General features: G+C 38.1%; 18 protein-coding genes. 9 read left to right on the forward strand and 9 right to left on the reverse strand.

Translation table 11 applies throughout. From position 1 onward, the window contains the following. The first annotated feature begins 33 nt into the window (after nucleotides 1–33). Nucleotides 34–1893: a methyl-accepting chemotaxis protein gene (locus H4J67_RS07010; protein ID WP_182176481.1), complete on the forward strand. Its 1860-nt coding sequence runs from the start codon at nucleotides 34–36 to the stop codon at nucleotides 1891–1893. A 124-nt stretch (nucleotides 1894–2017) separates the two neighbouring features. On the opposite strand, the gene H4J67_RS07015 is transcribed toward H4J67_RS07010, so the two are convergent. The 5 genes from H4J67_RS07015 to priA form a co-directional block, all read right to left on the reverse strand. After that, the gene (locus H4J67_RS07015; RefSeq protein WP_182176480.1) at nucleotides 2018–2383 is read right to left on the reverse strand and encodes a gamma-butyrobetaine hydroxylase-like domain-containing protein; all 366 of its coding nucleotides are present in this window, start codon (nucleotides 2381–2383) and stop codon (nucleotides 2018–2020) included. A 59-nt stretch (nucleotides 2384–2442) separates the two neighbouring features. Continuing rightward, nucleotides 2443–3771 (reverse strand): HslU--HslV peptidase ATPase subunit, encoded by a 1329-nt coding sequence (gene hslU, locus H4J67_RS07020; RefSeq protein ID WP_070375003.1) that lies wholly within the window; start codon nucleotides 3769–3771, stop codon nucleotides 2443–2445. 61 nt (nucleotides 3772–3832) lie between these two features. Next, a complete protein-coding gene (gene hslV / locus H4J67_RS07025) occupies nucleotides 3833–4351 on the reverse strand; it encodes an ATP-dependent protease subunit HslV (protein WP_070375002.1) in 519 nt (172 codons plus the stop codon). A gap of 133 nt (nucleotides 4352–4484) precedes the next feature. Further along, nucleotides 4485–5039, reverse strand: a complete 555-nt coding sequence (locus H4J67_RS07030; RefSeq protein ID WP_182176479.1) for an SPOR domain-containing protein — start codon at nucleotides 5037–5039, stop codon at nucleotides 4485–4487. Between the two features lie 103 nt (nucleotides 5040–5142). Beyond that, on the reverse strand, nucleotides 5143–7359 hold the full coding sequence (gene priA / locus H4J67_RS07035) for a primosomal protein N' (protein WP_182203263.1): 2217 nt from the start codon (nucleotides 7357–7359) through the stop codon (nucleotides 5143–5145). 255 nt (nucleotides 7360–7614) lie between these two features. Between priA and rpmE the strand changes: the two genes are divergently transcribed. The 6 genes from rpmE to alr all read left to right on the forward strand — a co-directional run bounded on the left by rpmE (nucleotide 7615) and on the right by alr (nucleotide 12846). Beyond that, nucleotides 7615–7827, forward strand: a complete 213-nt coding sequence (rpmE, locus tag H4J67_RS07040; protein ID WP_070374999.1) for a 50S ribosomal protein L31 — start codon at nucleotides 7615–7617, stop codon at nucleotides 7825–7827. A 239-nt stretch (nucleotides 7828–8066) separates the two neighbouring features. Further along, on the forward strand, nucleotides 8067–8603 hold the full coding sequence (locus tag H4J67_RS07045) for an RNA polymerase sigma factor (protein WP_182176542.1): 537 nt from the start codon (nucleotides 8067–8069) through the stop codon (nucleotides 8601–8603). Beyond that, nucleotides 8600–9136: a hypothetical protein gene (locus H4J67_RS07050; protein WP_182203265.1), complete on the forward strand. Its 537-nt coding sequence runs from the start codon at nucleotides 8600–8602 to the stop codon at nucleotides 9134–9136. Before H4J67_RS07045 ends, H4J67_RS07050 begins: the two co-directional genes overlap by 4 nt. A 24-nt stretch (nucleotides 9137–9160) precedes the next feature. After that, nucleotides 9161–10111: a DUF4097 family beta strand repeat-containing protein gene (locus H4J67_RS07055; protein ID WP_182203267.1), complete on the forward strand. Its 951-nt coding sequence runs from the start codon at nucleotides 9161–9163 to the stop codon at nucleotides 10109–10111. A gap of 138 nt (nucleotides 10112–10249) precedes the next feature. Beyond that, on the forward strand, nucleotides 10250–11668 hold the full coding sequence (dnaB, locus tag H4J67_RS07060) for a replicative DNA helicase (protein ID WP_070374997.1): 1419 nt from the start codon (nucleotides 10250–10252) through the stop codon (nucleotides 11666–11668). Then, nucleotides 11668–12846: an alanine racemase gene (gene alr, locus H4J67_RS07065; RefSeq protein ID WP_182203269.1), complete on the forward strand. Its 1179-nt coding sequence runs from the start codon at nucleotides 11668–11670 to the stop codon at nucleotides 12844–12846. The genes dnaB and alr overlap by 1 nt, the downstream gene beginning before the upstream one ends. 221 nt (nucleotides 12847–13067) lie before the next feature. Here alr and H4J67_RS07070 read toward each other — a convergent pair whose 3' ends face one another. The 4 genes from H4J67_RS07070 to zur all read right to left on the reverse strand — a co-directional run bounded on the left by H4J67_RS07070 (nucleotide 13068) and on the right by zur (nucleotide 17073). Further along, on the reverse strand, nucleotides 13068–13532 hold the full coding sequence (locus H4J67_RS07070; RefSeq protein ID WP_182176474.1) for a chemotaxis protein CheX: 465 nt from the start codon (nucleotides 13530–13532) through the stop codon (nucleotides 13068–13070). Between the two features lie 75 nt (nucleotides 13533–13607). Continuing rightward, nucleotides 13608–14123, reverse strand: coding sequence for a DUF6702 family protein (locus tag H4J67_RS07075; RefSeq protein ID WP_182176473.1), 516 nt, complete (start codon nucleotides 14121–14123; stop codon nucleotides 13608–13610). Then, nucleotides 14123–16474: a M1 family metallopeptidase gene (locus H4J67_RS07080; RefSeq protein ID WP_182176472.1), complete on the reverse strand. Its 2352-nt coding sequence runs from the start codon at nucleotides 16472–16474 to the stop codon at nucleotides 14123–14125. Before H4J67_RS07080 ends, H4J67_RS07075 begins: the two co-directional genes overlap by 1 nt. 161 nt (nucleotides 16475–16635) lie before the next feature. Continuing rightward, nucleotides 16636–17073, reverse strand: a complete 438-nt coding sequence (gene zur / locus H4J67_RS07085) for a zinc uptake transcriptional repressor Zur (protein WP_070374992.1) — start codon at nucleotides 17071–17073, stop codon at nucleotides 16636–16638. 934 nt (nucleotides 17074–18007) lie between these two features. Here zur and H4J67_RS07090 point away from each other — a divergent pair. Both H4J67_RS07090 and H4J67_RS07095 read left to right on the forward strand, forming a co-directional pair. Next, complete coding sequence (locus H4J67_RS07090) at nucleotides 18008–18163, forward strand: hypothetical protein (RefSeq protein ID WP_182176471.1); 156 nt, start codon at nucleotides 18008–18010, stop codon at nucleotides 18161–18163. Nucleotides 18164–18253: 90 nt separating this feature from the next. Then, nucleotides 18254–20563: a hypothetical protein gene (locus H4J67_RS07095; RefSeq protein WP_182203271.1), complete on the forward strand. Its 2310-nt coding sequence runs from the start codon at nucleotides 18254–18256 to the stop codon at nucleotides 20561–20563. The last annotated feature ends 141 nt before the right edge of the window (nucleotides 20564–20704 follow it).

Raw genomic sequence — 20704 nt, forward strand, 5'->3', positions numbered from 1 at the left:
TATAAATCTATTAATATTTTTAGGATCTCCTTTATGCTAATCAAGCACAAGCTTATTGCTAACACCGGTATTTTGGTCTTATCAATGGTCTTTATGTTGGGTTTACTTAATTTTACTATGTCGTCTTTGGAAACTGATATAAAAATTGCTCGAGAAATTGGTAATATCCAAACCGAGATTTTACAGTTGCGTCGTAATGAAAAAGATTTTTTAGCCAGAAAAGATATCAAGTATTTTAAGGCGTTTAATGAAAAGTATGCTGAGCTTATAAGAGAGATTAGTTCACTTGAGCAAGCTTACGAAACGATAGGCGAAGACCTTCCTAGATTAAATAAGCTTCGCGCCGTGCTAAATGATTATCAAGGGTTTTTTAAAGACTTAGTTGATGCACAAAAAGATCTTGGCTTATCTTCAACCGATGGTCTCTACGGCTCATTAAGATCTGCTGTTCATGTAGTTGAAGAGTCGATTGGTGATAGTGACTATAAATTGCTGAGCAATATGCTACAACTTAGACGCAATGAGAAAGACTTTATGTTACGTCTCGATGCGAAATACGTCGACCGTTGGAAGAATAATGCCAGTTCTTTTGTTCAAAACATAAACGTAAGCGATTTATCCAGTGATGCTAAATCACAAGCTATTGATAATATCTCTCTCTATGAACAAGCATTTACAGACTTTGTTGCCGGACAAAAACGGCTTGGCTTCACCGCTAAAGAAGGTTTAAAAGGTGATATGCGCAACGCTGTTCATCAAGTGGATGAAATTTTAGATAAACTTGTTTTACTGAGTAAAGATCAGGTTGTTGAGCACACCAAATTTGTTGACTTGGTTGCTTACGGTGTCTTTTTTACGGTATTAATTATTGCCATTAGTTTTGCCTTTTTTGTCAGTAGAAGTATTTTATTAAGCATAAATCAGCTAAACGAGACCATGAAAAAAGTGGCTGATACTCAGGATTTATCGTTGACCGTATCTACTCACAGTGATGATGAACTCGGCGAAATGGCCACTATTTTTAATAATATGCTGGGTAAGTTTAGAAACTTAATTACGGCCGTTAACCTTTCTGTTGATACTGTGCACGAAGCAACAGATAGTTTATCAAAAAATATTCACCTTGCTAATGCCGGAGTCGACTCACAAATTCAACAAACGGATATGGTCGCTACCGCGGTGACTCAAATGGTTGCGACCGTTGATGAAATTGCTAATAATACCAATGCCGCTGCGAGTAAAGCTGAAGCAACCAACAATAATGCGATTAGTGGTAAAGAAGGGGTTGAGCAAACTATTGCGAAAATTGATGAGCTTTCTGAAAAGTTAAGGGAGTCAGAAAATATAGTGCACGAACTTGCTAAAGATAGCGATACTATTGGTTCAGTATTAGATGTTATTCGAGGCATAGCAGAGCAAACAAACTTACTGGCGTTAAATGCGGCTATCGAAGCTGCCAGGGCGGGTGAACAAGGGCGTGGCTTTGCTGTGGTTGCTGATGAAGTTAGAACATTAGCCAGTCGGACTCAAGATTCGACACAAGAAATTGAAACGATTATTAGTTCATTGCAAGGACGAACCAAAGAAATTGTTTCTCATATGGCTATTTGCCGAACACAAGGCCAAGACAGCGCAGACCAAGCAAGCTCAGCGGGTAAAATGCTAGAAGAAATAACCTATGATGTTTCAACCATCATGGAGATGAATACAGCTATCGCATCAGCCATTCAAGAGCAAAGTACGGTCGCTTCTGAAGTTAATCAACATGTGGTTGAGATAAGAGACGTCGCCGAACAAGCCGGGCTAATATCTCATCAAAATGCACAAATGAGTGAAGAGTTATCTCAGCAAGCGGCAGTGTTGAATAATGAAGTGAGTCAGTTTAAAGTTTAGAAATATACTTTTCTCTTGAAGATACCGAACAGGTATTTTCAAGAGAAAACGTTATCTCTGTCTAGTTATTACTAGGCAAAATTCGCTAAATAAAAACCATCTTGAATGTTCGTGTTAACTTATTCTATTTCACTTCAACAAAACTAATCGACGCTTCTCTATTTTGGCTTGTGGTTAAACTTGAACAATAGCTTTGCCAATTAATGTCGTAATTATCAAAGAGATTTTTGAATGTTTGGTCAGTGAAAATAGCGCCGTGCTTGTCATCAAATACTAAGCGGTGGCCATGCTTACCTAGCGGTTCAATATCAGTTAATAGCACGTCTTTTTTATGAAACACTTCTGGTATTTTAACGCCATTTTTAGCTTTCGTTTCTACGGGAGAAAATACTCTTAGGTATTCAAAGGAGAAACTAAGTTGAAGGTTACTATCAAAATTAAGGGTTAATTTTTTTTGCTTGCGATCAAGCGTAAACTGAATGATTTTCATTAATTCCTGCGCTTATATTGGCTAAAAGAGTAGGAAGTTAACTTCCTACTCTTTTCTTTCTATAGAATAAAACGGCTTAAATCTTCATTTTTAACTAATTCAGAAATAGTGTCATCTACGTATTTTTGATCAATTATAATGACTTCCCCAGCACGCTTATCAGCATTAAATGATAGGTCTTCGATTAAACGTTCCATCATAGTATGTAAGCGTCTTGCGCCAATGTTTTCTGTACTTTCATTAACTTGCCATGCGGCATTAGCGATTGCCTGAATGCCATCTTCACTAAAAGAAACATGTACACCTTCTGTTGCTAACAAAGCAATATATTGTTCAGTTAATGATGCGTTTGGTTCAGTTAAAATTCTAACAAAATCATGGGTAGTTAGCGCTTGTAACTCGACACGGATCGGCAATCGACCTTGCAATTCAGGGATCAAATCAGATGGTTTTGCCATCTGGAATGCGCCTGAAGCAATAAATAAAATATGGTCTGTTTTAATCATGCCATGCTTAGTACTTACTGTTGAGCCCTCAATCAGTGGGAGTAAGTCTCGTTGTACCCCTTCGCGAGAAACATCTGGACCTGAACTATCACCACGCTTACAAATCTTGTCAATTTCATCGATAAAAACGATGCCATTTTGCTCTACAGCATAAATAGCCTTTTCTTTGATATCGTCATTGTTAACAATTTTGGCGGCTTCTTCTTCTTGCAACGCTTTAAAAGCATCTTTAATTTTTAATTTACGCTTACTGGTTTTTTCATTAGACATGCCCTGAAACATATTTTGTAGCTGCGAAGTCATCTCTTCCATACCAGGAGGAGCCATTATTTCAACCCCCATTTGTGGGGCAGCTAAATCTAATTCTATTTCTTTATCGTCAAGTTGACCTTCACGAAACTTTTTGCGAAAAGCTTGACGAGTACTGCTATTATCGGTCGCTCCATCAGCGCCAAAACCGTCTCGTGGTGGCGGTAATAATATATCTAAAATTCGTTCTTCAGCGGCTTCTTCTGCGATATGTTTTACCCGAGCCATTTCTTGCTCTTTGGTCATCTTTATTGCCATATCAGCTAAGTCACGAATAATCGTTTCGACTTCTTTGCCAACATAGCCGACTTCAGTAAATTTAGTTGCTTCAACTTTAATAAAAGGAGCGTTGGCAAGCTTGGCCAGACGCCTTGCTATTTCTGTTTTACCAACCCCTGTTGGACCGATCATTAGAATGTTTTTAGGGGTAACTTCGGTGCGTAACTCTTCGTTTAACTGCATTCTGCGCCAGCGATTTCTTAAGGCGATGGCTACAGCACGTTTGGCATCACTTTGACCAATAATGTGGCTGTCTAATTCACTGACTATTTCACGTGGTGTCATATTCGACATGATAATTCCTTAAGCATTTTACTTATTTGATACACTTACTAAGCGAGACGAAAGTCGAGATTTATAGCTCGTCAATCGTATGTTGATGATTGGTGAATACACAAATGTCGCCAGCAATTTTTAATGACTTTTCAACAATTTCAATCGCAGAAAGCTCGGTATTCTCTAACAGTGCAGTTGCTGCCGACTGTGCAAAGTTACCACCACTACCGATAGCAATTAAGTCATTCTCTGGTTGTATAACATCGCCATTGCCGGTGATGATTAATGAAGCTGTTTCGTCTGCAACAGCAAGTAAAGCCTCTAATTTTCTTAAGGCGCGGTCACTTCGCCAGTCTTTAGCTAGCTCAACAGCGGCTTTAGTTAAATGGCCTTGGTGTTGTTCAAGTTTACTTTCAAAGCGCTCAAATAAAGTAAAAGCATCAGCAGTGCCGCCAGCAAAACCAGCAAGGACCTTGCCGTTATATAAACGACGAACTTTGCGAGCATTACCTTTCATTACGGTATTTCCAAGTGATACTTGGCCATCACCACCAATTGCTACTTTGCCATTACGTCTTACGGATACGATAGTTGTCACAATTAACCTCAAATATTTATTTATATCTATGGAGAATAGATAAGGCTAATTATGACTTTTTCAAGGAGGGAGCTAGATAAATGTGTCTATTATGTCAATCGGACTAATTTATTGTTCATTAATCCGTTCGATTTTATTTCCAAAGCCAAATTTGGCAGCCATTAACATTATTACTTTTTAGCTTATGCTTATCTTTTTCTGCTTCACGTTTACGCTCATAAGGACCTAAAAATACTTTATAATAAATACCGTTTTTACCTTTAGATTCACTTATTTGAGCCGCTAAGCCAGTAAAGGCTATATTGGCTTTTAATACTTCGGCTTGTCTCATCGTTCTAAACGACGCGCACTGCATTTTGTACGGCCCTTTATCCTTAACTTCATATTTACCCACTTCAACTTCTTTACTCTTTAGGTTGTCAACATATGCCCATATCTCTTTTGGTGGAGCGGGTAATGCTTTTTGTTTCAAAGCTTGTGGGGCTTCTTTAACTATTTTTACTGGAGAGACTGGCGGTTTATTGTCTTTTATCGACCATAATCCGTAAATAAAACCACCGATCAATAATATGACTAAAAAGAGTGAAAGCTTAAACTTTAAGGTCAAGGTTGGTTTAGGCGCTACCTTACCTTTATAGGGACTTTTCTTTTTGTTTTGTGCGCGGGAAACGTAATCTTGATGAGCCATGAAATAATAATATACTGGTAAACGTCGGGTGATTTTAACCAACTGGTAAGGAAATGACACTAGTTTAAAAAGAAAATTGTAACAGAAGACTTATTACTTAAAATTACCAACTTAAATCAAGTGGATCAACATCGACTGTCCAGCGTACTTTTTTCTGCCATTCATTCTGAGAGATAGCGTTAACCAGCTGATAAATAGCAAGATGAAGTTGCTTGCGTGATTTAGCTTGTACAATTAAATGATAGCGATATTTACCCGCTTTTTTCTCCATCGCAGCTGGCACTGGACCGGCAAATTGGCAGCCATCAAAAGTGAATTCGGTTAATGCACTGAGAAATTTTTCAGGATAAGAAGGATAGTTAGCTTCTGCGCGAAAAAGTGCTTGATAACTAAACGGCGGTAATAAGGCCTGTTTGCGCTCAGTTAACGCATATTTAGCAAAGTGTGGGTAACCGTTGTTGACTAAATCTTGCAGTAATGGATGTTCAGGGAAGTTGGTTTGTACTAAAACTTTACCGGGCTTACTTTCTCGACCTGCACGGCCAGCAACCTGCACTAATAATTGTGCCATGTGCTCGGCGGCGCGAAAGTCAAAACTAAATAGTGCGCCATCAACGTCTAATACCGCAACCAGTGTTACATCAGGGAAGTGATGTCCCTTTGCTAACATTTGTGTGCCAATCAGTAACTGATGTTTTTTATCACTGACTTCCTGTAATAATTTTGCCAATTCACCTTTTTTACGAGTACTGTCGCGATCGATTCTTACGGTACTATAGTCGGCAAAAAGTTCGCCGATGCGCTCTTCTAATTGTTCTGTACCTTGCCCCATGGGTTTAATACGGACACTTCCGCAACTAGGACACTGGTATGGGATACGCTTTTGACTACTACAGTGGTGACAAATTAATAATTTTTTCCCTTGGTGCAAAGTATAAGGTTTATTGCAACGCTGACAATCGGCTACCCAGTGACACTCTTGACAATTAATCGCTGGCGCATAACCACGGCGATTTAAAAATATTAAGGCTTGTTCACCGCGTTTAAGTGTTGTTTCAATCGCCTTTTTCAGTGTACCTGATAAGCCATGTTCCATTTGCTGTTGGGCAACATTAATAAGACTGATTTTGGCTTGAGTACTTTGACCGGGTCTTTTAGTTAATTGATGATATTGATATTTACCCGACAATGCATTTTGTAGCGTTTCTAAACTAGGCGTGGCACTACCGAGTACAATGGGAATATTTAACTGACCCGCGCGTAAAATAGCAATGTCGCGCGCGTGATAACGAAAACTGTCTTGTTGCTTAAAAGAGCCATCGTGCTCTTCATCAACAATAATTAAACCTAAATGATGTAGCGGCGCAAAAACGGCTGAACGCGTGCCAATAATTATTGCGGCGGTGCCCCGTTGTGCAGCCAGCCAAGTTTGTAAACGTTCTTTGTCGTTTAATCCTGAGTGGTGCAAGCAAATAGGTAAATTAAAGCGTTGTTCAAACCGACTGAGCATTTGTGGTGTTAGACCAATTTCAGGCACTAATACCAGTACTTGTTTATTGGCGGCGAGAGTTTTTTCCATCGCTTGTAAATAAACTTCGGTTTTACCACTACCGGTGACACCGTCTACTAAATGACAAGAAAACTGATCAAAGGACGCTTTTATCGCAGAAACAATAACCGCTTGTTCAACCGTTAAGGTTAGCTTTTCATTTTCAGCTAAAGCGTCCTGGTGATAGACAAAGGTTTCAGCTTTTTGTTGTCTTTCTTCAATTAACTTTTTCTTTTCAAGTGTATTTAATTGTGCTTTTGTATAGCCTAATGTTCTAATTTCTGCCCAAGTTAGCCCCGGGTGGGTTTTAATGACATTATGCAGTTCGGCTTGTTTGGGCGCTCGCTTAACTATTTTTTCTAATACCAACTTTTCTTCACTGTCTTGCTCAAGCAAGAAACAATGCCAAGTGGTTGCTAAATCAATAGTAGGTTGCTCAACTTGACGAAGCAACACGGGAAGAGCCAGTTGTAGGACATCTCCAATAGGGTGATGATAATAATCAGCACAGCGCAGTAAAAACTTTAACAGCGCGGGAGGAAAACGAAAGTTGTCATTGACTAAGCCAATAATCGGCTTAAGTTTTTTGTCGTCAATATCGCAGACTTCACTGGTACTTATAATAATACCAATAACTTCTCTATGACTAAAAGGCACGATCACACGAGCGCCTATTTGAATCTCGTCATTACTGATGGTTTTTGGGACGATATAAGTAAATAACTGACGCATAGGAACAGGAATAGCGACTTGAATATAACTAACCTGCATAACGAGTACTTTTTTGACGATAATTAAGCTTATTCTGCCGACTTGTTGTTAATATGCCAAGTACGATTTTATAGAAAGTTTAACTTTAATCACCTTAACGGATTAATTGTTCATTTTTTAGCAATTAGTGTCATTAGGCTATTGCTAAGCATCTGTCGATGATTTAAAATTCTCCTCCATTATTTTTAACTCGTATGGTGCTTAGCAGCAATAATGACTGACTAAGTGGCGATACGGCCTTATACAGAGGTTTCTATGAAAGACGGTATTCATCCTAATTATGTTGAGTTCAAGGCAACTTGTTCTTGCGGTAACATCATCGTAACTCGTTCTACAGCGAAAAAAGATATTCACTTAGACGTATGTTCAGCTTGTCACCCATTTTACACGGGCAAACAAAAAGCTGCTGAGACCGGTGGTCGTGTTGATAAATTCAACAAACGTTTTGGTGCACTTAGCAGCAAGTAATTTTGCGCTAAAATCAAAATGTAAAAAAAGCGTCGCAAGACGTTTTTTTTATGCCTATAAATCTATTGAAATACCATTCAGCTTTGCTATGTTCTCAAAAAGATAATATTTTTCGCTTTTCTTTAAACCCTTTTCATAAATACTGTATCTTACTTTATAACGACACCATTATTGAGAGTTAACCTTTGGATAACCCGAAAGTTATTTACATTAAAAACTGCGCTGAACCGCCGACCACTATTGCTGAAAAACTTGCAAAAGAACGTGCAGTTATTAGTCGAGCACAGCAGGGTGATCAGCAGGCTTTTTATCAACTCTATCAGCAGTATCATCGTAAAGTTTATGCTATTTGCTGGCGCATGCTTGCAGATAAAGATAGTGCAGAGGATGTTTGCCAAGAGGTTTTTGTACAACTATGGCAAAAAATAGCTAATTTTCGTGGTGAAAGTAAATTTTCTACTTGGTTACACAGTGTTACCAACAATATTGTACTTGGACACTTGCGTAAACATAAAAACTGGTTGCAACGTATCTTTAGTATCGAAGATCAAACCATGGCAGATATTGCCGTAGAAATGCCAGATAGTGCGGGTCTAACCGAATTAGATAAACATATCGCTCGTTTACCTGAAAGAGCTCGCTTAGTTTTTGTGTTGTTCGCGGTTGAAGGTTACCGCCATGAAGAAATTGCAAATATGCTCGACATGGCAGTAGGTACTAGTAAAGCGCAATACCATAGAGCTAGAAATTTGTTAATGGAGTGGATCGAGATATGAATAAATTATTATCAGAGCAAGCTTTACAAAAAGCACTGGCAAAATTACCTGATGAAATGACACCACAACGTGATTTATGGGCTGGTATTGAACGGGCGATTGAAGTTAAAACACAAGACAAACCTGTCTTTGTATCACCGGTGAAAAAAGTATTTATGCCTACAGCATGGGCGGCATCTTTAGTGCTCGCAGTATTGGCTACTTGGTTTTCTTTTTCGCCTCAATTTTCAGAACAGCCGCTGGATTTAGCGCAACAAAATAACTCACCCCTGACCTTAGTAACTGCAATGCAAGAAAATTTTAAGCACACCAAGCAATCGATGTTGATTAGCTTTGGCCAGCCTAAAATATCGGCACTGCCAAAAGAAATTCAACAAGAGTTAATAAACCTAAGCTCAGCCCAAGCTACGATTGAAAAGGCTCTAAATGAAGACCCAAGTAATAATGATTTACTTAATTTATTACGTTGGACCCAAAAACAAGAATTAGATCTATTAAGCCAACTATACAGCCCTAAATGGCAGAGTATTTAAAGATAACATTATAAAGAGGTAGTTATGAGAGTTTTACAAAAAGTTATTCCGATGATGTTATTTTCAGCCGCTTGTTCAAGCTTTGCGGGTGAGCAGATTGACAAGTCATTACTGGTCAGTGATGTCAGTAGTGTAAATATTGAAAATTTACGCGGAAATATTACGGTTATTGGTTGGGACAAAAACACTATTTTGATAAAGGGAGAATTGGAAGACGACGCCGAAGGTTTACTCTTTAAGCAACAAGGATCGCGTGTAAAAATTAAGGTTGAGCTTGAAAATCATAGCAACAACTTCTGGGGTAACAATGCTAAAGGCTCTGTATTAACGATTCATATGCCTAAAAATATTCGTGTCAGTTTTGAGGGGATTGCCAGTGATATTAATTTTGAGAACTTGCATGCCAGCGCCGAAGCAAAAACCGTAAGTGGTAACATCAAAGCGGTAAATTTGAGTGAACGTATTGAATTAATTTCAGTTAGTGGTGATATTAACAGCAGCAAATTATCAGGAAAAGTGAGTTTGTCGAGTGTTAGCGGTAATATTAAAGATCGTCAGTCAAGTGGGCGTTTAAGTTTACGCGTGGTCAGTGGCGAAATTGACGCACAATCAACAGCAAAAGAAGTGACGATTGAAAATGTCAGTGGCGATATTAACATAGGATTAAATGAGACTGACGAACTTACTGTTGCAAATGTCAGTGGCGATCTTTCAGCAAGGTTATCGTTAAATGATGGTGGTGTCGTTAAGATGTCGAGTGTTAGTGGTGGTTTATCGTTAAAGCTACAGAAAAATGTTCAAGCGAGCTTCCGGTTATCAGCCAGTGCTGGTGGTAAAATCACTAATAAAATTACCACGCAAAAATCAAATAAAGCTAAGTATGGACCAAGCTCAAAATTAGACTTTGAAACCGGTAGTGCCAACGCGAACGTACGTGTAAATACGGTAAATGGCAATATTAGCGTCAGCAATTAATCTTTATGACTCTGGCATTAAAAATAGAACGAGTTAGGGCGCTTTCTGGCTCGTATTTATATTCTGTTTCAAAGTAAATTCTGCTAACCTACCAAAAGTTTTAATCTCGCATTTGCGATAGAGTTTTAGGGTATATAAATGGCAGAGCGCAAGCCAAATAAATTTTTCAAAGATAAAAAGTATTCTCAAGATAGCCAAATGAATGCTTTAAAAGTTCCACCTCATTCGCTTGAGGCAGAGCAATCTGTATTGGGCGGTTTATTGCTCGATAACGAGACGTGGGATCGTGTTGGCGAACGTGTTGTCGCTCAGGATTTTTATAGTCGTTCACATCGTATTACTTTTGAAACCATTGCTGCGTTAATTGAACTAGGCAACCCTGTCGATTTAATTACCTTATCTGAAGCTTTAGAAAACGAGCAACGACTTGAAGATGCTGGCGGCTTTGCTTACCTTGCAGAAATGATGAGGAATACACCCAGTGCGGCCAATATCACCGCTTATGCTGACATCGTTCGTGAACGTGCGGTTACTCGTGAAATGATCAGTGTGGCGAATGAAATTGCTGAAGCGGGTTATGATCCTCAAGGCCGTGCCAGTGCAGAGCTTCTCGATTTTGCTGAAACTAAAATATTTGCTATCGCTGAACAGCGGGCTAACAAGTCCGAAGGACCAGAAAACATTACCTCGGTATTAGAAAAAACAGTCGATCGTATTGAGCAACTTTGTTCATCGCCAAATAATGGTGTTACCGGGGTTTCTAGTGGTTTTTCTGATTTAGATAAGATGACTGCTGGTTTTCAAAAGTCAGATCTTATTATCGTTGCTGCACGTCCGTCAATGGGTAAAACTACCTTTGCGATGAACATCGCAGAAAACGCAGCGATGACTGAAGATAAACCCGCATTGATTTTTAGTTTAGAAATGCCTGCAGAACAACTGATGATGAGAATGCTAGCCTCATTAGGCCGTATTGACCAAACCAAAATTCGTACGGGGCAATTGGGTGACGAAGATTGGGCGCGTTTATCATCAACCATGGGGTTACTTATTGATAAAGGTAAGATGTTTATTGATGACGCCGCTGGTTTAACGCCAACCGATGTTCGCTCTCGTGCGCGCCGCATCGCCCGTGACCACGGCGGTATAAGTATGATCATGATCGATTACTTACAGTTGATGCGCGCACCACAATTTGCTGATAACCGCACCTTAGAGATTGCTGAAATATCACGGTCATTAAAAGCATTAGCTAAAGAATTACAAGTGCCGGTTGTGGCACTGTCTCAGCTAAACCGTAGTTTGGAGCAACGTTCAGATAAACGGCCGATTAACTCGGATCTTCGTGAATCAGGCTCTATTGAGCAAGATGCCGATTTGATCATGTTTATTTATCGTGATGAGGTTTATCACGATGATTCAGAGTTTAAAGGTATGGCAGAAATCATTATTGGTAAACAACGTAACGGTCCCATTGGTCGTGTTCCGTTGACTTTCCAAGGACAGTTTTCTCGCTTTGATAATTATGCCGGCCCGCATGTATTAGATGAAGATTAATGGCATTAACGACCCCAACGGCAATTATTAATTTATCTGCGCTCAAACACAACTTAGCGCAGATAAAATCACTTGCACCGGCAGCAAAGGTGCTAGCCGTTTTAAAAGCCAATGCTTATGGTCATGGCCTTGAACGTATTGCACACGCATTGTTTTCTGAGCAAGCTAAAATAAATGAACACGGCCATTTATCGATCACCGCTGATGCTATTGCCGTGGCAAGAATTGATGAAGCGCTGGCATTACGGTCTTCAGGTATTACTCAACCGATTGTCTTGCTCGAAGGTTTTTTTAATGCAAAAGACTTAGTTATATTTGCGGTTAATAATTTACAAACGGTTATTCATAACCATCAGCAACTTGATGCTCTTCTATCGGCAACGCTTTCTTCTCCGTTAAAGGTTTGGCTAAAAATTGATACCGGTATGCACCGTTTAGGTATAAATCCAGAGGAATTTAGCTATTTCTATCAGCAATTAACAAACTCAGTAAACGTGCAAAAAAACATTGTGTTAATGAGTCACTTAGGTTGTGCTGATGATAAAAGCAATCAGGCTACTCGCCAACAAATATCACTCTTTGAAAAAGTAACGTTAGGTTGTAACGAAGAGCGAACATTGGCAAACTCTGCCGGTATTTGTGCATGGCCAGCAAGCCATTACCAATGGCTTCGTCCCGGGTTATTATTATACGGGATTTCTCCTTTACCCTTTGAAAGTACAGCAGAAAATTTATTCACTTGTACGCCAGAGAGTGCTTTGCACAATAAAGATATAACTTTGGATCTTCTGCCAGTAATGACCCTGAAGTCAAGTTTGATTGCCGTACGTGAATTAGCTGCTGGAGAATCAGTCGGTTACGGTAATGCTTGGACAAGTGAGCAACAGACTATTATTGGTGTTGTTGCCATTGGTTACGGTGATGGTTACCCTCGGCATGCTCAAAACGGCACACCTGTTTTGGTCAATGGACGAAGGGTTCCTCTAGTAGGGAGAGTATCAATGGATATGATCACCGTTGATTTAGGCATAAATGCACAAGAACAGGTTGGCGATGTTGTGACTTTGTGGGGAGAGCAGTTATCTGTTGCCGAAATAGCGTTATGTGCAACTACCATTCCCTATGAGCTCTTATGTAATATTACTCGTCGTGTACAAATCACCTTGTCAGCGCAGTAAAGGTCTTTTTTAAATACTAAGCACACAAACTGATCTTCTTGGTAAAGTCGCCAATAATGTATTAACAGAGCATTTAACCGCCACTATTTACTCTAATGTCATTAATTGTCAGTTGTTACTGAGTCAATAACCCAAATATGGCGTAAAAAATAAAAAACCTCGTTTATTGCTAAACGAGGTTTTGCTTTATGACTAAAAGTGACTACAAATTACTTAATTCACTATTTATCGAAACTGAACTCAATAAAAGCTTTACCAAATTCAGAATTTAACGGAATAATAATAATAGGGCCATCAGCTTTGTGGTGAATCGTATGATTTTGACCAGAAACAACCATAGGCGTTGCCATGTCAAATTCAAAGCCTTTTTCACTGAGCATACGCTTAGCGCCACCGGTGACCATATTAGTAATTTCACCGACTAAATCGGTAATTTCTTCATTAATTTCGTCAGGACCTTCGCCAACCATTTTCTTCATGGTGGCCAGTGCTAACTTTCCTTCAAAAGTAATCGATAGTGAGCCTTTTGTTTGAGCACTCACCATACCAATTAAACCAGACACATCGCCCATAGCAATTTCATTTTTTTTCAAACGAGGTTTTTCAGGTACTAATTCCATTTGTGCCATAGTAGACATTACATTGAGCATTGAAGATAAAAAAGGATTGATAAACTCTACATTCATGAATGTTTCCCAAGGGCTTAGTTATACTAGTCATTTTATTTTGCATGTTAATTTAGCAAATGTAAATCGTTCCTACTAGTTATTGTTTTTTATTATTGCAATTTTAACTGATTTCGAAAAAGTTAAGCTGCCACTAATTGTTTCGTTTTTATAATTTACAGTATTTACTTGCTTAGGGTAAGTATCGATGAGTAAATCATTTTTTACCACTAATCCGGATAAAAAGTTTTCAAAATTAGCTTCTTGGTAAATATAAACGTTACCTTTAGCGACTTCTAAACCTATCCAATTGAGCTTTATTGGCTGTTTTTTATTATCTTGAACATCAATAAGTTGGAAATGTGCTTCAACATAGTTTTGAATTAACTTTTCGTATTCAGGATGCTCAGCTGAAAAGCGTATTTGCTGTTGTTCAGCAATAGCATTATCAATATCGTGAGCCGTAAATTGATGAATAACTTCTATGTTATGGGTTCTTGGATTAACTGATAAATCAGTTAATCCAAAGAAGTATCGGTGGGCTGCGCTTGAAAGCGCAACGCCACACAATAAACAAACAATAAAGCTTTTAAATAATGAGGTTTTTGTCATTATTTATCTTCTTCTTCCTTGTCTTCTTTTTCGTCATCAGCTGACTTTAATTTAACATTATAGTCACGCATCATGTCTTTTTTCTTACGTTTGTATAATTCAAAGCTTGATTTAATAGGGCGTGTTGGCCAGTAGTTATTGTTAACATCTACATCAGCTGTCTCCCAGTTTGGATCAATAGCGATAGCCGTAATCTCTTTATCAGTAATAAATAATTTAGAAACATTTTTACTGTTTTTACGCCAGATTTCTGCAGGAATATGTACTTGTTTTGTTGTTTTATCTGCAAAAGTTAATTGCACAATAATAGGCATGACCAAGCCACCCTTATTTTCAAAATCAACGATGTAGAAATTTCTTTTATCAACAAGGAGATCTTTTTGCCATTGCTCTAACTTTTTATTTGCGCTGTTATAGGTATTACGTGCTTTATTGGTTGCCGTAAATTTGTCATGTTCGTTGTAAAAATCTAACAACTCAGGCTTGTCAGTTGTTCTAAGCCATTGACCTTTATCACGAAGGTCACTAATGAATGTCGGCTTTTCACTTTCTAAGGCACGATTCCAAGCGGCTTCTGTATCAGGGTTTTGGCTATTAGGACGATATAAATGAATATTACCTAAAGCGATATCAACATGATCTGTTGTGTAGAACCAACCACGCCAGAACCAATCTAAATCAACGGCTGATGCATCTTCCATGGTGCGGAAAAAGTCTGAAGGTGTTGGGCGTTTAAACATCCAACGTTGTGCATATTCCTTAAAGGCAAAATCAAATAATTCTCGGCCCATAACGGTTTCACGTAAAATATTTAATGCTGTTGCTGGCTTACCGTAGGCATTATTACCAAACTGAAGAATTGATTCAGAGTTGGTCATAATAGGTACCTGGTTAGTACTTTTCATGTAATTAGTAATGTCAGCAGCATGACCGCGACGTGAAGGATAACCTTCTTCCCATGCTTGCTGTGCTAAAAACTGTAGGAAAGTGTTTAAACCTTCATCCATCCAAGTCCATTGACGCTCATCAGAGTTAACGATCATTGGAAAGTAGTTATGACCCACTTCGTGAATAATTACTCCAACTAAGCCGTATTTAGTACCACGAGAATAGGTTTTTTCACCTGTTTCTTTGTCAAGTGTTGGGCGAGGACCATTAAAAGTGATCATCGGATATTCCATGCCACCAACGGGTCCGTTGACTGAAATTGATACTGGGTATGGGTAAGCAAAGGTATATTTATTATACTGTTGCATGGTATGGATAATAGCTTCAGTTGAGTACTTTTCCCATAATGGATTACCTTCATTAGGGTAAAAAGACATCGCCATGGTATCGGTACCGCCTTCTTTATAACCTTGAGCGTCCCAAATAAATTTACGGCTTGATGCGAAAGCAAAATCACGAACATTTTTAGCTTTAAAATGCCAGGTTTTCGTTTTTGTTGAGCGAGATTTTTCGTTTTCAAGTGCTTCATCAACGGTAACGATAAGCACAGGTTTCTTAGCGCTTTTAGCTTGTTCTAAGCGTTTACGTTGTGTTTTTGTTAAGACCTTGCTTTCATTTTGTAACTCACCGGTAGCGGCAACAATATGATCAGCAGGAACGGTGATCTTAACGTCGTAATCACCAAACTCTAAAGTGAATTCGCCGTTACCTAAAAACTGCTTATTTTGCCAGCCCATAACGTCATAGTATGCTGCTGCGCGAGGAAACCAGCCAGCAAGTTCATATAAATAGTTATCGTCTTCTTTAAAGTATTCGTAACCCGAACGGCCACCTAACACTTTTTGTTCATGAAGCTTATAGTTCCACTTAATATTTAATTCAACATCATCGCCGGGTTTTAATGCCTTAGGTAAGATAACGCGCATCATTGTGCCGTTAATCACATAGTCAAGAGCACTACCGTTTGATGCTGTAACTGCAGTAATTGTATTACCGCCATCAAATTCAGTTGATTCGATAGCGCCACGCAATCCGCTATAAGTTATTTTTTTACTAGGAGCTGTCGCTGTTAAGCGATTATCAGAGTCACGTTTTAAGCGGTTTTGATCTAACTGTATCCACAAGTAGCGTAAAGTGTCAGGGGAATTATTGGTATAACTCATTGTTTCGCTACCCGTTAAGGTTTGCGTTTTATCATCAAGTTGAATATTAATTTTATAATCAACTTGTTGTTGCCAATACTGGTGACCTGGTGCGCCTGACGCAGTTCTATAAGTGTTGGGTGTTGGTAAAGATTCTTCTAATTGACGAAATTTATCGCTACTAATGGTGTTTTTCGCTATTGCGCTACCACTGGCAACAACAAATAAGCAAATTAACGCTGACTTGATTGAATATTTCATAGGCTTCCTGAATATTTTATAATATGGGCATGTTTAACCGTGTACTTATAGCATAAATAAGTTCACCGAGTTAAGGGGGAGGGTACTTCTTATGCGACCAATAGCTCTAAATATGAGTTTAATGGGGGTGTTAAAGTTATTATTACTCCTGAATAATAACGCTATTTACTACAGCTTTGACAAGCACCATGCGCTTCAACAATTTGATGGCTAATGGTAAAGCCGGTTGCATCTGCCATCGAGCGTAAAGCTAAGTCTAAATTAGAAGACTGAATTTCTTCAACATGTCCGCAACGGTCACAAATAAGTAATTGCACGGGATGATTACACTCACTGAAATGATGACACATCACAAAAGCATTTATAGACTCAATCTTATGAACAAAGCCCTGTTTACCAAGGAAATCTAAAGCACGATAGATGGTTGCTGGTTTTGCTGCTGGGTCAATTAGCTTTAATTCATCAAGCAGATCATAAGCACCAATAGCACCGCTATGTCCGGTTAATAGTTTAAATACTTGTTCGCGAGCCAAAGTAAATCGTGCACCACGCTTCTTGCAAGACTCTTTTGCTTGTATTAATAATTCTTCTGCATTCATTATGAGTTAGGTACTTGCATGATTGGGTTATTTTTTAGCAGTTTAACACAGAGATTTTGATGATGTAATATGCTTGAAAGGTTAATTACTTAACCCTTTAAATTAAAAGTGGGTTGTTGGTACTCTCAACGTTTACAAAAATGGAATGTAATATTTGATAGTTGAATAACAGCTAAGTACCAAGATAAATTCACTTTACTGGTTTAGCAAGTTTATCTGCCCCCTGCGATATCTACGTCTCATCTTTAATCGATAATAATAAATTTTTTACTATGGACTTAACATGGCTGAATTTGAATATTTAGATTTAACACTCCAAAATCATGTCTTGTATTTTAATTTATCCGATGGCGACTACGAGAGTTAGTATACACTCCGGCTATTTTCTCAGGACGTCAGGCAAAAAATGGGTGATAATTAATGAGACCTATTTAACAGGTAAGCGTCTAATGAAAGCTGCTTTCAGTTTAGCCAACCGCATTGCTTTATTGCCTAATTATGCCGTAAAGCGATAAAACGCAGTTTAAATATAAATAGCGATACTATTGTGGCTAATGGCTAAAGCGCCGTTGTCGACTTAAACGCAGAATTAAGGCTGTCTCCACAAGCAATGTTGACAAAGGAAAAGCTCAAACGAAAACTGAAAAAGTGATATAAAATCAAGTGATTTCAGTAAAATTATTTAAACGTTTTCTTCAATAAATCTTTGTTGGCTTTAGCGCTATAGAGTTAATATTTATATTTTACTAAAGAGTGTGCGTCAGGCACCTGCACTTGCTCAGTAAGACCAGGGAAGAGACGTTGGGCAAATAATCGTTAATTAAGCGGTGCTCTCAGTAACGTTTGTCACAAAGATTCATAAACTAACTCACTAAAAGCTATACCTTTTTCATTATTTAAATCATAATTCATTGACATATAACAAGGAATGTTAATGATGAATGTCAATGAATTTGATCGAATGAATACCCTCTCTGAAAAAATCCTCAGCTCAACTGCATCTGCTCATGAAATAGCAGAATTTACTGTATTACTTAACCTATGGAAAAACTCTGAAAAATTCAATTTGGTTATTGATTTACCCCAATAAAGAAGAAACGTTTCAATTGTAAATATATTGATCTTTAGGTATAAATGTCTCGCCTATTTAGGATTAATTATAACAAATGGATGTTTTTGAATGAATTATACTGCTTCTCTTTTAGTGAGCTTAATATCACTGGCTCTTTTAGCTTCTTGTGGTGGTGGCAGTGGTGAACGTTCAGAAAAAATAACGACACCGCAGCCTACTGTACCAACGTCACCTGTTGTCGACGCGATTTTTACAGAAGATAATGCTGGTGATATTGCCATCTGGAGTACGGTGTTACTCGAAGCGAGTATTGATGCCGCAGACATCATTGAACAGGAAATTATTTGGTTTCATCATGCACCTGAAAACATCTTAATTAGAGACTGTAATAGTACAGGTACCGTTGAAAAAATTATTGACGATACAGAAAATAGTTACCAATTAGTTTTTACAAACTGTAGTTACCAAACCGATATTATTGATAGAGAAAATTCAACCACAACAGTGACTGCCTTAGTTAATATTACCCAGCAGGATATTCAACTTGATGACAGCAAGAGTCCTTACTCGGATAGTTTCCTTATTAAGGGCCTAAGTGCAAAGTTTTCCTCTACGCGCTTTATTATCTCTACGATAGAAGAGCCTTCACTTTCATTAGAGTTAATGTTTGAGCTTTTGCTAACAAGCAAGCAAACGTGGAGCGCAAGTACTGAAGATTTAGAGGGAGATCTCGTTTTAAATTATCAAAGTAAAAACAGAAAACTTGATATAAAAGCAATCGACTTTAAAGTTAAAACTGATGATTTATTGGTTGTTACTGACTCTCTAAAGCAAACGACAATTAATCAACATATTAACGCGCCAGGTAGTAATCAATATCCGCATTACCAAGTCGATATTACCAGTATAATAACGAGTAAACTATTTGCCTTCGAGACCACTTTAACCTCTACCGTTACCTCGCCATATTCAGGTAAAGGTTACGCATCACAATCACCTGCTGGAACCTTTAGACTGACCAACACTCAAAATGAAGAAATATTGCTAACATTTATCACAAATAAATATATGCAATTGCACCTTAACCAAGAACTTATAGGTGAAGCAGAAACAGTAGCATGGACTTCATCCGCCTTATTTAATTTACATGATAATGCCCAAGCACTAGCTTTTATCCAAGAGTTAACACCGTTTAAAGCTATTTCAATTACTAAAGAGACGATTGAAAATGATCCCGTTGAAAAGGTCATTATAAAATTTAATAAAAAAGTATCTATTAATAGTAGTTATTCAAATACTCCGATACAAGTTTCAACTCTTTCGGTCTCTAATTCTTTTTACCAACCCATTATTTTAGCAACTGAAAACAACATTACCCTTTCTTTTGATACCAATGAATCTAAAGGTTTTTATAATATTTATTACGATGGAAACTATAAACTGAAAACCAGTGAAAAATATGTTGAACAAAGTTCAGGCGGACACTCAGTTAAACAAATCGTTGGCATTGTCGGTGAGGCAGTTACATTAGATCATACCGTAGAGCAGGTTCGATACTCATCTGTGTTCAACCATCTTATTGCAATAAATGATTTCAATACCGTAATAAAAGTCTTTGATCTTGAAACAGGTCACTTAATTCAGGCTTCTAATGAAACCAATATTATTTTTGACCATATTTGTTTCTCGGCTGATCAAGAACGTATATTTTTAACGGGTCTCAATTATGACGATTACAGCTACCAAATATTTTCATATGACCACCAAACGCTAAGGTTTATTGAGTCGTATCAGCAAACGGGCTCTGCTCATAGCCTTAAAAAGTGCGCGGCTAATCAACTTATATTTGTAAATGATGATTCACTTGAGCAATTTAACTTGTCAACGACAGACTTTGCGCTTACCAACAACGCTTTAGCTAACGTCAATAACATTGTTCAATCTCCATTAAACGACAATAAATTATTATATGTGTCGGATACAGATAGCAGTGGTTATGAATTGTTCTCATTAACATTAGATCCTTTCGCGATTGAAGCTGTTGCGACTCCACTGGCGGATAGTCGCGATACTTACAATTACTCCGGTAACCAAGAACGGGCTATTTTCATTGATGGCGTCAATGAAACACTGCTTGCTAGAAACACTGTTATTAAGATAAATGACACTTCTGAAGTACTGTATACCTTTACGGGCGAAGAAACTTATTTTCCTAAGAAAAATGAACATATCCGATATCATAATCAAGCGCATAATATTATAGTTACCAATCTAGCAGTTTATGACGCCTCAACTTTTGTTGAGCTTATAGCACTCCCGTCGATTCCTGCGGCAAGCTATTGGTTTGTTGATAATGATGATAGATTATCTGTAGTCCTTCAATCAATGGATAGTATTTACCGAGTAAAGCTCTACTAATTTTACCGAGCGCTCAATTATGAAAAGGCATTAGCACAAAATAAATAATTATTATGCTGATGTTTAATTGAAGCGATTGTCTTATTTACGCCCCGCGTTGAGTCAATAAATACTCGTCTTAAGATAAAAAAAATAACGATT

It is taken from the genome of Colwellia sp. BRX10-4 (genome assembly GCF_014077465.1).
Taxonomy (GTDB): Bacteria; Pseudomonadota; Gammaproteobacteria; order Enterobacterales; family Alteromonadaceae; genus Colwellia_A.